Genomic DNA, 14,588 nt, shown 5'->3' on the forward strand with positions numbered 1-14,588 from the left:
GAGCCGATCAACCGTTCATCAACAATAAAACTGTAATGAAATTCATGCAAATATAAAAGTTTGCAGCAGAAATAAAAAAGCGCTTTTACCGAGCACCATAAGCAAAATCCTTGCCCATTTTTCAACGCCAATACACAAAGACGCCAGGACAGGGGCTTCCCTGTTCGCTGGCGTCCTTGCGACTTGTGGTCAAAGAATTTTCCCACAGGGGCGGGCTGCTTGACCTATCCTCCTCTGACGGTGAAACGTTGGTTTCGATCCTGGCCGTCCCGGCCGCGCTCCTGCCCCTGACTGCTGTCACGGTTCCTCCCGGACAAGTCCCTGCCGCCTGCCTGCCCTTGCCGGCCCTCGCTTCCCACCTGCGGATGTCTCTCGGAGCGATTCTGCCATTGCCCGGTTTCCACGATCCTCGACCTCTCGCGAGCTTTTTCGACTTCTCTCATCGGATTGGGGTGATCGCCCCGCTGAACCTGGTGGTCCCGATTCAATTGCCGATGTTTTTCGGCCCTGATCACTCCGGCCGGGTCCTGGCCAGCTTTAAACTGTCTGTTCTGCTGCAGATCCCGAATCTCGCGTTCCCGGATCTGCCGTTCAGGGGCAGTCTGAAGTCGATGGGTCGTCTGCCTTTTCTGGTCGGAGTGGTTCAGTAATTGATCTTTGCTCTGTCTGGACGACCGGTCCCTTTCCTTGTCGAGCTGGCGGCCCCGGTTGAATTGAGCCTCCCGCTTTCTGTCTGTCTCCCGCTGAACCTGGATATTGCGGTTCCATCGCTGTTTTTCGGACTCGGTCCTTCTGTTCAGATCTTGCACTGCTTCCAGTCTCCGGTTCTGCCGGGGATCGCGGTGGTCCCGTTGCCGGTCCTGCACCTCGAATCTTGTTCGAGACCGCACGTTATCCGGCCGGTCCCGGCGATCCGGGGACGATCGGGACCTTTCAAACCGCTGATGTTCAAAATGATTCCGGTTCTCTCCGCGCCGATCACCAGGAGCAGGACGGTCTTTGGACAGGTCGGCGACGTTTCGACGGGCCGTCCAGTGCCTTGGCTGTTGACCGTATTTTTCAGCCGTCGGCCGGTGGCGATAGACCACACCATGCCTGTGTTTTGTTTCGTGCCGCCAGGGTCCGGATTTGCTGATCCAGTGATCATGTCGCACGTATCGGGGCCGGTGATGCACGTCGATATGGATATGGTGCCGGTGCCAGTCGAAGCGGGTCCAGGAGCCGAAGCTGAAGCTGAAATAGACACCTGGCCAGTAGGAGATGCCGAAGCCGATCCTCACTCCCGGAGGGCCCCAGGACCATGGCGGGTAGGCCGGATACCACCAGCTCCCGTAAATGGTCCAGGGATCGTAGTAGGGAACGTAGACGACCCGTGGAGAGGTCGGCTGGATGACGATGGTTTCCCGTTCGACAATGACCCGCTGGGCCGAGGTGGAGTAGAGGTTGCCCCGTTCATAGGCCGCGGCCCTGAGTTCCTGGACGGTATCCATCACCTCCTGTTCCTGGCCCAGAAAGGCATTGCCGAGATCGGTGGTTTCGGCGATTTGTTCGCTCATCGATGCGAGGACGGAGGGGAAGTGGCAAAGAGCCTTGACGCTGGGGTCCCAGTTCTCCTCGATAAGGGCGTCATCCAGGGCATCGCCCTGCAGGTGAGGGTTGGCCCTCAGCCACCGATCCGCCTCGATGACCTCGATGGGGTAGGTCGACGCCATCAGCACCTGGGAGAGCAGGGCATCGGGATAAAGGGCGATGGGGGCCAGCATCTGGGCGAGTTCCTCCCGGCTGTAGGCCATGTCCGTGTAATCCTCAGCCTGAGATCGCGAGGGCGATAAGGCAAAGCCGGTGGCGAACAGGGCGATGACCAGCAGACTCGCGGGCAGATGAGTGAGAAGGTAAGAGGTCATGACGCTCTCCTGATTGGGGGTACGGCAACGAAAAAGTCATTTGTTAAAATGAACCGCTTCGATTCGGTTGCTTTTCATCGAATCAGACGGATGATGGCGGGAACGGTTTACAGGCGGTCGGCAATTGGCAATGACTTGACAGAATTCCTGCGGTCGTTAGAATTCGAGTCGCGCGCGATGGGAAAATCCCAACCCGTTTGAAAAACATCTGGATGCCCGTCGGAGTCCCCCGGGCATGACAATCAAAAGGAGAGGCAGGATGGCGCTTCATCCCCTGGCAGGCAAACCGGCACCGAAATCGATTTTGGCCAATATCCCCAGGCTGATCAGCGATTATTATCTTCGACGGCCCGATCCGGACGATCCGCTCCAGCTGGTCTCTTTCGGCACCTCCGGCCATCGCGGCTGCGCCTCGAACCGCACCTTCAACGAAGACCACATCCTTGCCATCATCCAGGCCATCTGCGACTACCGCAAGGAGGCCGGGATCAGCGGCCCCCTCTTTCTGGGAATGGACACCCACGCCTTGTCCGAGCCGGCCCGCGCCACGGCGCTGGAGGTGCTGGCGGCGAACGGGGTGGATGTGCGCATCGACAAGGATTTCGGCTACACGCCGACACCGGTCATTTCCCACGCCATCCTGACCTGCAACAAAGATCGGCAGGAGTCGCCTGCCGACGGAATCGTCATCACCCCGTCCCACAACCCTCCGGACAACGGCGGCATCAAGTACAATCCCCCCAACGGCGGCCCGGCCGACACCGATGTCACCTCGAATATCGCCGATCGGGCCAACGAATATCTGCGCCGGGGACTGGCGGGTGTCAAGCGGGTGCCCTATGATCGGGCTATCACCGCTGCATGCGTGACCACTTACGACTTTGTCACACCCTACGTCGAGGATCTGGCCAACGTCATCGACATGGAGGCGATCCGGAAGGCCGGTCTGCGCATCGCTGCCGACGCCCTGGGAGGCTCCGGACTCGGCTACTGGAAACCGATCGCCGAAAGGTACCGCCTCGATATCACGGTGATGAACGGCCATCCCGATCCGACCTTCAGTTTCATGAGCGTCGACAAGGACGGCAAGATCCGCATGGACTGCTCCTCGGCCAGCGCCATGGCGGGCTTGATCAGTCTCAAGGACAGCTACGACATCGCCTTCGGCAACGATCCGGACTTCGACCGGCACGGCATCGTCACCCCCTCGGCCGGACTGATGAACCCCAATCACTACCTGGCCGTCGCCATCGACTACCTTTTCCGGCACCGCAAGGGTTGGCGCAAGGACGCGGCGGTGGGCAAGACCCTGGTCTCCTCCTCGATGATCGACCGGGTGGCGGCCGATCTGGGACGTCCCTTGCGGGAGGTCCCCGTGGGCTTCAAATGGTTCGTCGACGGCCTGGTGGACGGCTCCTACGGGTTCGGCGGAGAGGAAAGCGCCGGCGCCTCCTTTTTGCGTCATGACGGTACGGTATGGTCCACGGACAAGGACGGGATTATCCTCAGCCTGCTGGCGGCCGAGATCACCGCTGTGACAGGCCGCGATCCGTCCCGGCACTACCAGGAACTCACCCGCAAATTCGGGGCGCCCGTTTATGCCCGGATCGACGCCGAGGCAACCCCCGCTCAGAAGGAGGTCCTCGGACGGCTTTCGCCGGACCAGGTGACCGCGGAGACTCTGGGCGGTGAGCCGATCCTGGCCAAACTGACCAGAGCTCCGGGAAACAACGCCGGCATCGGCGGGCTCAAGGTCACCACCGAAAACGGCTGGTTCGCCGCCCGTCCCTCCGGCACCGAGGATATCTACAAGATCTATGCGGAGTCCTTCAAAGGGGAAGCCCATCTGAAGCAGATCCAGGAACAGGCCAAGACCATCGTCAGCGAGACGTTCAAGGCTGCGGGGGTTTGACGAAGCAAGTTCAAATTTGAGACCCCACGCCCCCTGTCCTGATGGATCAGGGGGCCTTTTTTTGCCTTCACTCCCGTTGAACGCTTTGAAATTCGGATCGATACAGCGACCCCTCTTTATAAATACTACTAAGGCAGTATCTATTAATTTTTTGGGCCTTTTACAATTTCTATACTGCCGAAGCAGTATTTTATTTGACGAGGGACTTCGTCTGCTATATATACGGTCAAAACAGTATTTTTGTGGAGGACGGGATGCCTAAAACCATCAAGCCGATTCCAGCGCCTGTGCAGAAAGGTGCTCTCGATGCCGAGACACTTGGGAAGTTCGTTCGGGCCCGGCGTACTCAATCAGGGCTCGGTATGCACGAAGCGGCGGCCTTTTGCGGAATCGCAGTCGATACCCTGACCAAGATCGAGACAGCCCGAGGCGACGTCAAACTCTCCAGCATCCTGACTGTCTGCCGCATGCTTGGCATCCATCTCATAGTCGAGCCCTGGGAGGAATAATGGAGGAGACTCTTTCCGTATTCCTGAATCGAGAACCACTCGGTTTGGCAACCCTTGAGGGCAAAACCGATCGCTACGGCCTGGAGTATGCTTCGTCATGGCTCGACGGGCAGGGGTATGCCGTATCCCCACACCTGAAGCCCGGGGAGTGCGAATCCGAGAAGGTGAAGCGTTTTCTTTCCAACCTCCTCCCGGAAGGGAAGTGGCTGGAAGAACTTTCGATCGACAATCAGATTTCGAAGAGCAATGTCTTTGCCCTGATTGCATTGATCGGTGCGGAGACGACCGGAGCGCTGACCTTCCAATATGACGGTTTGGACCGGGAGCCTCGGCCGACAGGGTTCCGCGAGGTCGGCACAGAGGAATTGACGGAGCGGATTGCGCAGCGCCAAAGGATTTCCATCGCTCAATGGGACGGCAAGCCACGCCTGTCGGTCACCGGCGTCCAGGACAAGTTGCCGATCATGATCAGGCCCGACGGCACAATGGGGTTCGGTGAAGGAGATCTGGCTTCGACGCATATTCTTAAGTTCGGCAGGCGACCGGATATGCACATGACGATCAACGAGTTCATCTGCATGAAGCTGGCGGACCTGGTCAAGTTGCCAGTCGCCAATGTCTCTCTGCAGCGTTTTGGGGAGCCGGTGCTGGTCGTCCAGCGTTTCGATCGTCGCTGGCTCGGGGATAAGGTGGACAGACTGCATCTGATCGATGGCTGCCAGATGCTCGATCTGCCGCCGACCTACAAATATGAGCGCCCTTTCGGCAAGGCAGGCGAAGGGGCTCGCATCAGGACCGGGGCTAGCTTGCCGAAGCTCTTTGCCGCAGCACGACTCTGCCGCATCCCGGCCTTGGCCATCAGGGATCTGCTGAACTGGACTCTGTTCCAGCTTCTTATAGGCAACAGCGATGCGCACGCAAAGAACCTTTCCTTCTTTGTCGGTAAGGCGGGGATCGACCTGGCGCCGAGCTACGATCTGTTGAACATCGACATCTACGGGGATGAGTTTGATCGGGATCTGGCCCTGGCGGTCGGGGATGAGTTTGTTGCGGAAAGGGTCATGCCTTACGACCTGGCGGAATTCTGCGATGCAAGCAAACTGCCGCCGCGACAGGTGGCGACCAATCTGAAAAATCTCTGTACGACGGCAATGGATCGCATGGGGAGTTTGCCATTGGGTGATATCCGGCCCGAAGAGGAAATGGAGTTTGCCCGGAAGCTGATGGAAAAGATCAAGGGGAATGCGAAGCGCCTTCTGGAAATGGCCGGAGAGCTTCCGCATGTCAGGCTTTAGCCTGATCTTTAAGGCAGAAAAGCAACCTGGCTGACCACAACTGCCATCTTCCAGTCGCCGGGCGCCCCCCCTTTGGATCACATCCCTATGTCATTACACTCTTCAGCAAATTTCGGATAGGGAAGATCGTTGTCATATTCAAGGTGTTGAACCAGAGAAGTGATTTGGGATTTATTTACATGGCCGCAATCATGCATCAGCCGAAGCAGATCGATCAGGCGAATCATTTTCACGCCGAACTCAGTTCCCAGCGTCAGCATGTCGTTATCATCCGTGACAACCGGGATGCCAAGTACGTATCCATAAGCAATAGCCTTGACATCTGCAGGTGAGGCGCCAAGCTCTGTTGCGATGTTGTGCTCCCAAATAAAACCAAAGGCTAGGTCAATTTCCTTCCTAGCCTCTTTTTCCATTTTAATTTTCCTGCGACGATTTTCCACGAACTCGCCTTCATCAACCCAATTAAACTTTCTTTGCAATCTGGGGTTGTTATCGAATTCGTCCTGAAAGTCGTCTATGACGTACAAAGTGTAATTTTTGTCGCCGAAAGAGACCGACAAGAGAGGGTGAAAATTCAACGCAAGACGAAAATAGACATTACTGTCTACGAGAATCTTCGCTTGAGGGGTTTTGGATAGAGAGGCTTTTGATCGGGACATTTACGATATTAGTTCCTTGTAAATGCCCTTCGCGTCAACAAAATCGACTTGAAGAAGATTTTGGATAAAGCCAGGGGATTTTTTGTGTTCCGAAAGGAACCTCTCAAGAGCTTCAAAAAATGGGCTTTTGAATAGGCCCTTGGTTAGATCGATATAACTCCTGGCCGTCAGCTTTTTTCTTTCGCCGAGGGTGTCGCTGACATTTAAGTAACCCTTGTTAAAGTTGGTTGTGGCCCCATAAAAGCCATTTCCAAGATCGATTTTTGGCAAGTCATGTTCAGCGGAAAAAGCCTTTATTGCCTCAAAGACGGTAATTGGCGATATATTGTACCGGTCTGCAAACTCTAAAACTTTTTTTATCTTGTTCCCAACATTCGGGATGGATCTTACTTCTTCGTAAGCTCCTTTGGCACATTTTTCCGGAAACAAAAGCGCTTGAGCGAAGGCGTCTGAAAAGTCTTCCGCCTCGTCACCTTCAAACTTCTGCGACAGCACATGTCCCAGTTCATGCGCCATCCAAAAATTGAAATCATGGAAGTTGCTGTCGAGATTTAAATATATCCAAGTGGTCCCAGACTTTGGGAGGTGGATATGGAGAGCGTTCCCATGGTTTTCCTTCCTGCCCCAGAGGGCGGGAATCAGCACTGCATCGAATTTCTTGAAATACTCTACAAGATTTTCGAACGCTATAGGTTCGGCGTCAGACACGCCGATTTCCTGCCTCACGTTTCTGGCAACCTCTTGAATGTAGCCATACTCAAGCTGTGCATTTTTCAAAGAGGGCGGATTCGTCAGAGAACTGAATGGCAGGTGGGGGGCCAAACCTTCCAGGAGATGTCCCATATCCCTGGCACGTTCAAAATGGTGATCCCTCGTCTTGCGGCCACCCTTTTTTCGGAAGGCGATAATCGGTTCATGCTGGGAAGATTTGATTACAAGGTCGGTAAAAGACAGGCTCAAGGTCATTCCCAACTTCAGGAGTTTGTCCGGGCGGGGGAATTTTGAACCCTTGAGCCATTCAGAGACGATAGTTCTGGAGACACCAAGGCTTTTGGCCAGGGTAGATTGATTAAAGCCCCTCTCGGCCATGGCCGATTCGAGTCTTTCGATATTCAACTGTTTTTCCATACCCGACCATATAGTCCATGTGTAAACTTTTGTCAACCTTATTTATTCTTTTCCACAGTGGTTAACGCTAGCCGTTCACCTTCTCTAGGACAACCTTTGACACGTCCACATTCGCCAGCAGCCTCATGATACTCGCATCGAAAGCCCGCTTGAATTCCGGGTCTTGCGCGTAGCGCTTGTACAGGTCGAGTTCTCTCTTGCGTTCCTGGCTGACTGCCTGACTGATCAGCTTTTCCAGGGCCAGTCGGCTGTTCTGCTCATCCTGGTTGTCGACGACCTGAGTCTGATAATTGGGGTTCTTGAAGACATGTCGGGCGATGTTGATGAACTTTACCCGCTGCTCTTCCGGCGTTGCTTCCCATCCAGCGAACCACCGCTCGTTGAAAGCCTTGATGATTTCATCAAGCGGGTCCTTCGGCTCGTCACCGCCATGAACCCCGCGCGCATTCGGGTTCTGGGGATCTATTTCGGAGGCGCTCTCGTCCAGGCCGATGCTCTCCTTCAATTTGACCCGCTCCAGGCCGTAGGTCGAAAGGTCCACACTCTCCAGTAGCTCATCGAGGGTGTCCTTGTCCTTATCCTTGATTTTTAGCTTGGGGATCAGGAACTTGAGGAACCAGTGGAGTTTTTCCCACTCGATATTGTTGAAGGGCATGATACAGGCGAGCTGCGCGTAGATCTTCACAAACTGCTTGGCCTTGATCTTGAAGTCGGCCTTGTCGTCTTCTTCCAGTGTCAACTCATGATCGAACCGGGCGGCACAGGTGTCGATGATCGGGCTGAGTTGCTCCGCCTCGGCATTGGAAAAATAGAGAGTGCAAAAGGCTTCCACTTCTTCCCATTCATAGACGCCAACGGCGTCGAGCTTCTCTTTGACGTCATGGAGGACATTCACATCCGTCGCTTTGGAGAGGGAAGTTGCCGTGTAGAAGGGATCGAAAGCATTCTTGATGTCGCTGGTGGGATTGAAAAAGTCGAGGATAAACACATCTTCGGTGCGTTTACCAAGGGAATGGCAGCAACGATTCAGCCGTGAGAGGGCCTGCACCGCCAGCACGAATTGCAGCTTCTTGTCCACGTACATGGTGGACAGCTTGGGCTGATCGAAGCCGGTCAGATACTTGTTGGCCACCACCAACAGCCGATATTCATCGGAATCGAATTTCTCCTCGATATCCTTGGTCGGAAAGCCGTTGATGGTTTCCTCAGTGTACTCGATGCCGTCGACTTTCTTCTTGCCGGAAAAAGCGATCATGGCCTTGAACGGTTGCCCCTTGAGGGCGTCGCGAACGGCAAAGTAGTAACGGATCGCCGTTGCGATGTTGCGGGTCACCACCATCCCCTTGGCCTGTCCTTTCAGCTTCTTCGGGCCCACCACCTGTTCCAGAAAATGGCTGACCATGATATCGGCTTTGACGGCGATGGTTTCTTTGTGTCCCTCCACGTAGGCCCGCAGCTTTTTTTGCGCCTTGGCTTTGTTGAACAGGGGATTTTCGCGGATCGATTTCTGGATTTCGTAGTAGCTCTTGTAGGTGGTGTAGTTGGCCACCACGTCCAGGATAAAACCTTCTTCGATAGCCTGCTTCATGGAGTAGAGGTGAAACGGCTCAAACTCGCCGTCCGCCGTTTTCTCCCCGAACCGCTCCAGGGTGGCGTTCTTGGGCGTGGCGGTGAAGGCGAAGTACGAGGCATTGTCCCGCATCTTGCGCTTCTTCATGATTTCCAGGATCGCGTCCTGCACCTCGTCCTCGTCGGCCCCCAGGGTCCGATTGAGGTTATCGGCCGCCGAGCCGCTCTGGGAGCTGTGGGCCTCGTCGATAATGACCGCAAACCGCTTGTCGGAGAGATCGGTGATGCCATCCACAATGAAAGGAAACTTCTGGATAGTGGTGATGATGATTTTCTTGCCGCTCTCCAGCGCCAGCTTCAGATCCTGGGAGTTGGTGGCGTGGGCGACGATGTTCTTCACCTCAGAGAACTGTTTAATGTTGTTCTTGAGCTGCTTGTCCAGCACCTTGCGGTCGGTGACCACCACCACCGAATCGAAAACCGGCTTGTCGCCGGCTTCGGGGTAAACTTCGATCAACTGATAGGCGGTCCAGGTGATGGAATTGGACTTGCCCGAGCCGGCGGAGTGCTGGATCAGGTATGTTTGCCCCACCCCCCGCTGCCGGACATCGGCCAAAAGGTTGCGCACGACCTCCAGTTGATGGTAACGGGGGAAATACAATGTCTTCTTTTTGAGGGGGTCGCTTTCCTTCACCCCCACCAGTTTGGCAAAGTGCTCGATGATGTTGGCCAGGCTCGGGCGGGTGAGAATCTCGTGCCAAAGGTAGTTGGTCTTGTGCCCACCGGGATTCGGCGGGTTCCCTTTGCCGTGGTTATAGCCCTTGTTGAAGGGAAGAAAGACCGTCTTTTTCCCTTCCAGCCGGGTAGTCATGTAGACGTCATCGGTATCGACGGCGAAGTGGACCAGGCACCGCCCGAAGCCCAACAGCGGCTCGTTGGGGTCGCGGTCTTCCCGATACTGCTTCATGGCGTGGTAGGTGGTCTGGCCGGTCCAGGCATTCTTCAGCTCGAAGGTGGCCACGGCAATGCCGTTGATGAAGATCACCATGTCGATGGACTTGAGGGGATCGGCCTGGGAGTAGTGGACCTGCCGCGTGACGGAAAAGAGATTCTGCTCGAAGCGTTTGGAGACGTCGGGATTGAGATTGTTGTAGGGCCGGCTGTAGAGGAGGGTGAGATGGGCGTCGTCGATGCGCAGCCCCCCTTTGAGGACTTTGAGAATACCCTCTTTCTCGATCTTGCGGCTCAGCCGCTCCAGCACCAGCCGGCGCCAGTTGCGGCGATCCTGGATCTTGGCCAACTCGTCGGCCTGGGTGGTTTCGAGAAAGGTCCAGAAGAAATGCCGATCAATGGCAAACTCGCGATCGAACGAACTCGACTCCCCCAGCCAGTAAAGATGGCCGCCGCGATCCTGCTCGTTGCCTTCGGCGACACTCAAACCTTCGATCTTCAACTGTTCGCGGCATGTCCCGGTCAGGGCTTTCTCGATGCAGGCTTCCAGTGCTTGTTCGTTGGTTTGGGTGACCATGGGCGCTATCCCTTATATTTTGATTTTTCCTGTGACGGCATCGGAGATTATCACTGAACGGAACTCTTTAATTCGCTCGATTTCTTGAGCAATAATCTCCACCGTCTTATCTGTACACGAGGCGATCCCTCTAATTTTCTGAACAATTTCTATTTGTTCGTTTATAGGCGGGACTATTGTGCTTAGAATCTTAAATTCTGCCCAATAAAGCCTTTTTCTGAAATCAGTGATTCCTTTCGAAAAGCGATCCATTTGGCCAATAAATGATGCCGTCCGGTACTGATATTCAAAATACTCACCATCAACTTGTCCACAAGGATTGGCAATTATATAGGCAGGGCTGACCTGGCCATCCACTTTGACAACACCAATAGCGCCCTGCCATGCCCGCATCATGTTGAATGCAATATCACCAGGATAGACGCGTCTATAAGAGGTCTTGTCTTCAATTCTTACTTTCGAGCGAATATTTTCACTTTCATCCTGTTCAGAATCAGACACACCGGTGTGAAGGGAAACCGACAATATGGGCAGTGACTCAGACCCTGGTTCTTTGCGCTCTCTAAAAAGTTCGCGATTCTTCTTAACCACCCAATGCACCGGCACCTCCCCAATCCACTCTACACCGCTATCGCGCATGGGCACATCGGGATTCAGCCCCTTGGTCACGGCCTGATTGATCAGAATGGCTTTCTGCTCCTTGAGCAGTTCGATCAGGCGCTGCTTCTTGGCAATGGCCTCGTCGATCTCGGCGGTCTTTTGGTCGAGGAAGTTGGCGATGCGGTCTTGTTCATCGCGAGGTGGGATTGGAAGACTCACTTTAACAAAATCATTGAATCTAAAATCAGTTGAACGCTCACGAATCCCTTTTGCCAAGGATTCGATATATCCTGCTTTTGACATGTAGCGCAGCAAGTACGCGTAATAATGATTGTTCGTATAGTATTCACCACGATTGATACACGCTGCATAAACAGGTGTAGCTTTCCCATCGGAATCAGAGACCCCGATGGCGCCAGCAAAGGCATCCATGGCGTGAATAACCAAGTCGCCCTTGCGGATACCTTGATATCCATGCTCTTGAAGGGCTGTAGTAAACCCCTCTGTACGCCTGTTGCTTCTAAGGGTCACAGTCCCATCTCGAAAAGCCGTAACGACGTCATCATCAAGCCTGACACTTCTCTCCATCTTTTTGAACAACCATTTGGCTCTTTCAACTCCCCAGTGAGTTGGGATGTCGCCGACCCAATCGATCCCGCTGATTTTGTAACGGGTATAACGCGGAAACGCCATCACTGCCCACCTCCGAAACTCACCAACTTCTTGAGCAGTCCTTCAGTCTCCGCCTCCAGCGCCAGAATATCCCGCATCACCTCCTCCAGCGACCGGAGCGGTTTGTGCTGGTAGAAGTACTTGTTGAAGCTGATCTCATACCCGATCTTGGTCTGGTCAATGTTGATCCAGCCCTCGTCCACGTGGGGGCGCACCTCGCGCAGGAAATAGCCGTGGATGTCGTCCTTGAGGGGCACATTCTCAGTGTCGCGCAGGTCCGACTCGCTCTCGTACTCGACATACTCCCCCTTGGTCCCGGTCGGCCAGAAACCGTAATCGGCCAACTGTTCCTTCATACATCCGAGTTCGGCGAGCAGCTCATTCAGCTTCTTGCCGCTCAGCTTGTGCACCTTTTTGACCACCCGCTCAGCTTTCTCGTCGTACCAGCTCACCGCGTTGAAAAGCTGGTTGCGCTCGCCGGCGGTAAGCTTGACCTGGCTCGCCTTGAGGACGGCGTCAACCTTCCCGACAAACAGGTTGAAGTCCATGAACAGCTCCTGCCCAACCTCCGCCATCAGCGCTTCGGCCACCTCCAACAGGGCTTTCTGATAGGTCCAGGTCGCCGGATCGAAAAGCGCCTTGCTCTGCCTGGTCGAAAGGTTGATCTCCTCCTTCTCCAGATGCGCCTCGATGGCCTTGCGATGGTCCGCCAGCCGGCTGTAAACCTCGGCCCCCCACTTCTCATAGGCCCACTCCATCACCTCGCGCAGGGCCGGGACGAAACGGAGGGTGGCGATCCGCTCGGGGGTGAACTGGGCAGCCTTGCGGCTGGGACGCTCGATAGTGACCTTGTAGTAGCCGAAGTCGCTATTGTCGAAGATCTTGGAGACTTCGGCTTGCGGCATTTCAAGGTAGAGTCGGGTAATCTCGCGGATGTCCTCGGGGGAAAATTCGCAGTTCTTGGCCCCCAGGTTCTTGCGCAGCTTGCGGAACATCTGGCTGGCATCGATGAGCTGCACCTTGCCGCGCCGCTGTTCCGCCTTCTTGTTTGAGAGAACCCAGATGTAGGTGGTAATGCCGGTATTGTAGAAGAGGTTGTTGGGGAGCTGGATGATCGCTTCGAGATAATCGTTCTCGATGATGTAGCGGCGGATGTTGCTCTCGCCGCCGCCGGCATCGCCCGTGAAAAGGGACGAGCCGTTGTGAACCGAGGCGATGCGCGAACCGGCCGGTCCCTTTTCCAGGTCCTTCATCTTGTTGACCATCTCCATCAGGAAGAGAAGCTGGCCGTCGGAGGAGCGGGGCGTGGCGGAGACGGTCTCCAGCTTGCCGCGAAAATCCTTCAGCGGCACCTCGAAGCGGCGGTCCAGAACGGTTTTGCCGTCGAGAATGTGCTTCTGATCACCGGCCCAGGATTTGCCATAAGGGGGGTTCGAGAGCATGAAGTCGAAGCGCAGACCTGAAAACTCGTCCGTCGCCAACGTCGAACCGCAGCGGATGTTAGCCGGGTTGTTTCCCTTGATCATCATGTCCGACTTGCAGATGGCGTAGGTCTCGTCGTTGATCTCCTTGCCGTAGAGGTAGACGTCCGCCTTGGCTCGAATCAGCCCCTCGGGATCGGTGATGAAGTCCTGCGCTTCGGTGAGCATTCCCCCCGATCCGCAGGCCGGGTCATACACGGTAATGACCGGCGGCAAGGCATCTTTCACCGGCTCGAAAAGGATGTGGGTCATCAGATCGATAACCTCTCGCGGGGTGAAATGTTCCCCGGCCTCTTCGTTATTCTCCTCGTTGAACTTGCGGATCAGTTCCTCGAAGACATAACCCATGCCGAGGTTGGTCAGCGGCGGCAGCTTGCGGCCATCCGGGTCACGAACCTCGTTGGGGGTGAGGTTGATATAGGATGAGGTGAACTTCTCCAGCACCTCCAGCAGCACGTCCTTCTCCGCCAGGTGACTGACCTGGGCACGGAGCTTGAACTTGTCCACGATCTCCTTGACGTTGTCGCTGAAACCGTCGAGATATGCCTTGAAGTTGGCTTCTAATATTTGCCGGTTGTTGGCGGCGGTATCGACCAGTTTTTTCAGGGTCCAGGGAGAGGTGTTGTAAAAAACAAAGCCCGAAGCCTCACGGAGCCCCTCAGGGTCAAGATCGGTGAAACCGGCATCGTCACGCTGGAACTTGACTTCCTCCATCACCGCATCCTTGGTCGTCTCCAGAAGGCAGTCAAGTCGCCTCAGGACAAACATGGGAAGGATGACGTCACGGTACTTGCCGCGCACATAGACGTCGCGCAGGCAGTCGTCGGCGATGGACCAGATGAAAGAGACAATTTTATTGTGAACGGAATGATCCAACGAAAGGGGCCTCCTGAAAAGCGTAATTCATGGAACTTGCTGAAAAAACGCAGGCATTATGCCATTTGCCGAGCCAGGTTGGCAAAGATTTTAATCTGGACCGGGACGGATCGTATAACCTTCAAGGCCGCGGGGGGTGACGGAAACAAAAAACGCTATTTTTTACTCGCACCACTTCTAATCGGAGTTGTCTTAGCTTCTGCTTGGGACTAAAGCCCGAGTTACATTTTGGACCAGTTGGAAAAATATAATCGTCATTTCGCCCCGTTGGCCCTTGCCTGCGGGGTTTTTTGTTTGCATTTTCTCCGGCATGCAGGATTAAAATACCCCGGCCGCACGGCTTTCCCGTTGAAAAGCCGGAAGTTGATCTGGATCAAATGTCTTCATTGGAGAAGAAGATAAAGTCCATTCTGGACATTCCTTTGCAATATGGAACCTGCCCTCCCTCCTGGCCG

9 protein-coding genes are annotated in these 14,588 nt (G+C 54.9%); 3 read left to right on the forward strand and 6 right to left on the reverse strand.

What is annotated here, in order from left to right; genetic code table 11:
• Window positions 1-224 precede the first annotated feature (224 nt).
• Window positions 225-1,904, reverse strand: coding sequence for a DUF3300 domain-containing protein (locus tag R2940_07650; protein MEZ4599648.1), 1,680 nt, complete (start codon window positions 1,902-1,904; stop codon window positions 225-227).
• Between the two features lie 259 nt (window positions 1,905-2,163).
• On the opposite strand from R2940_07650, the gene pgm reads away from it, so the two are divergent.
• From pgm to R2940_07665, 3 genes are all read left to right on the forward strand, one after another.
• Window positions 2,164-3,816, forward strand: coding sequence for a phosphoglucomutase (alpha-D-glucose-1,6-bisphosphate-dependent) (gene pgm / locus R2940_07655; protein ID MEZ4599649.1), 1,653 nt, complete (start codon window positions 2,164-2,166; stop codon window positions 3,814-3,816).
• 254 nt (window positions 3,817-4,070) lie between these two features.
• Window positions 4,071-4,325, forward strand: a complete 255-nt coding sequence (locus R2940_07660) for a helix-turn-helix transcriptional regulator (protein ID MEZ4599650.1) — start codon at window positions 4,071-4,073, stop codon at window positions 4,323-4,325.
• Complete coding sequence (locus tag R2940_07665) at window positions 4,325-5,620, forward strand: HipA domain-containing protein (GenBank protein MEZ4599651.1); 1,296 nt, start codon at window positions 4,325-4,327, stop codon at window positions 5,618-5,620. The genes R2940_07660 and R2940_07665 overlap by 1 nt, the downstream gene beginning before the upstream one ends.
• Before the next feature lie 77 nt (window positions 5,621-5,697).
• Here the strand turns inward: R2940_07665 and R2940_07670 are convergent, their stop codons facing one another.
• The 5 genes from R2940_07670 to R2940_07690 form a co-directional block, all read right to left on the reverse strand.
• The gene (locus R2940_07670; GenBank protein ID MEZ4599652.1) at window positions 5,698-6,279 is read right to left on the reverse strand and encodes a hypothetical protein; all 582 of its coding nucleotides are present in this window, start codon (window positions 6,277-6,279) and stop codon (window positions 5,698-5,700) included.
• Window positions 6,280-7,395 (reverse strand): helix-turn-helix transcriptional regulator, encoded by a 1,116-nt coding sequence (locus tag R2940_07675; protein ID MEZ4599653.1) that lies wholly within the window; start codon window positions 7,393-7,395, stop codon window positions 6,280-6,282.
• 79 nt (window positions 7,396-7,474) lie between these two features.
• A complete protein-coding gene (locus R2940_07680) occupies window positions 7,475-10,504 on the reverse strand; it encodes a DEAD/DEAH box helicase family protein (GenBank protein MEZ4599654.1) in 3,030 nt (1,009 codons plus the stop codon).
• Window positions 10,505-10,516: 12 nt separating this feature from the next.
• Complete coding sequence (locus R2940_07685; protein ID MEZ4599655.1) at window positions 10,517-11,797, reverse strand: restriction endonuclease subunit S; 1,281 nt, start codon at window positions 11,795-11,797, stop codon at window positions 10,517-10,519.
• Window positions 11,797-14,133 carry a class I SAM-dependent DNA methyltransferase gene (locus tag R2940_07690; protein MEZ4599656.1) on the reverse strand — a complete coding sequence of 779 codons (2,337 nt, stop codon included), beginning with the start codon at window positions 14,131-14,133 and terminating at the stop codon, window positions 11,797-11,799. The genes R2940_07685 and R2940_07690 overlap by 1 nt, the downstream gene beginning before the upstream one ends.
• Window positions 14,134-14,588 lie beyond the last annotated feature (455 nt).

It is taken from the genome of Syntrophotaleaceae bacterium, from assembly GCA_041390365.1.
Classification (GTDB): domain Bacteria; phylum Desulfobacterota; class Desulfuromonadia; order Desulfuromonadales; family Syntrophotaleaceae; genus JAWKQB01.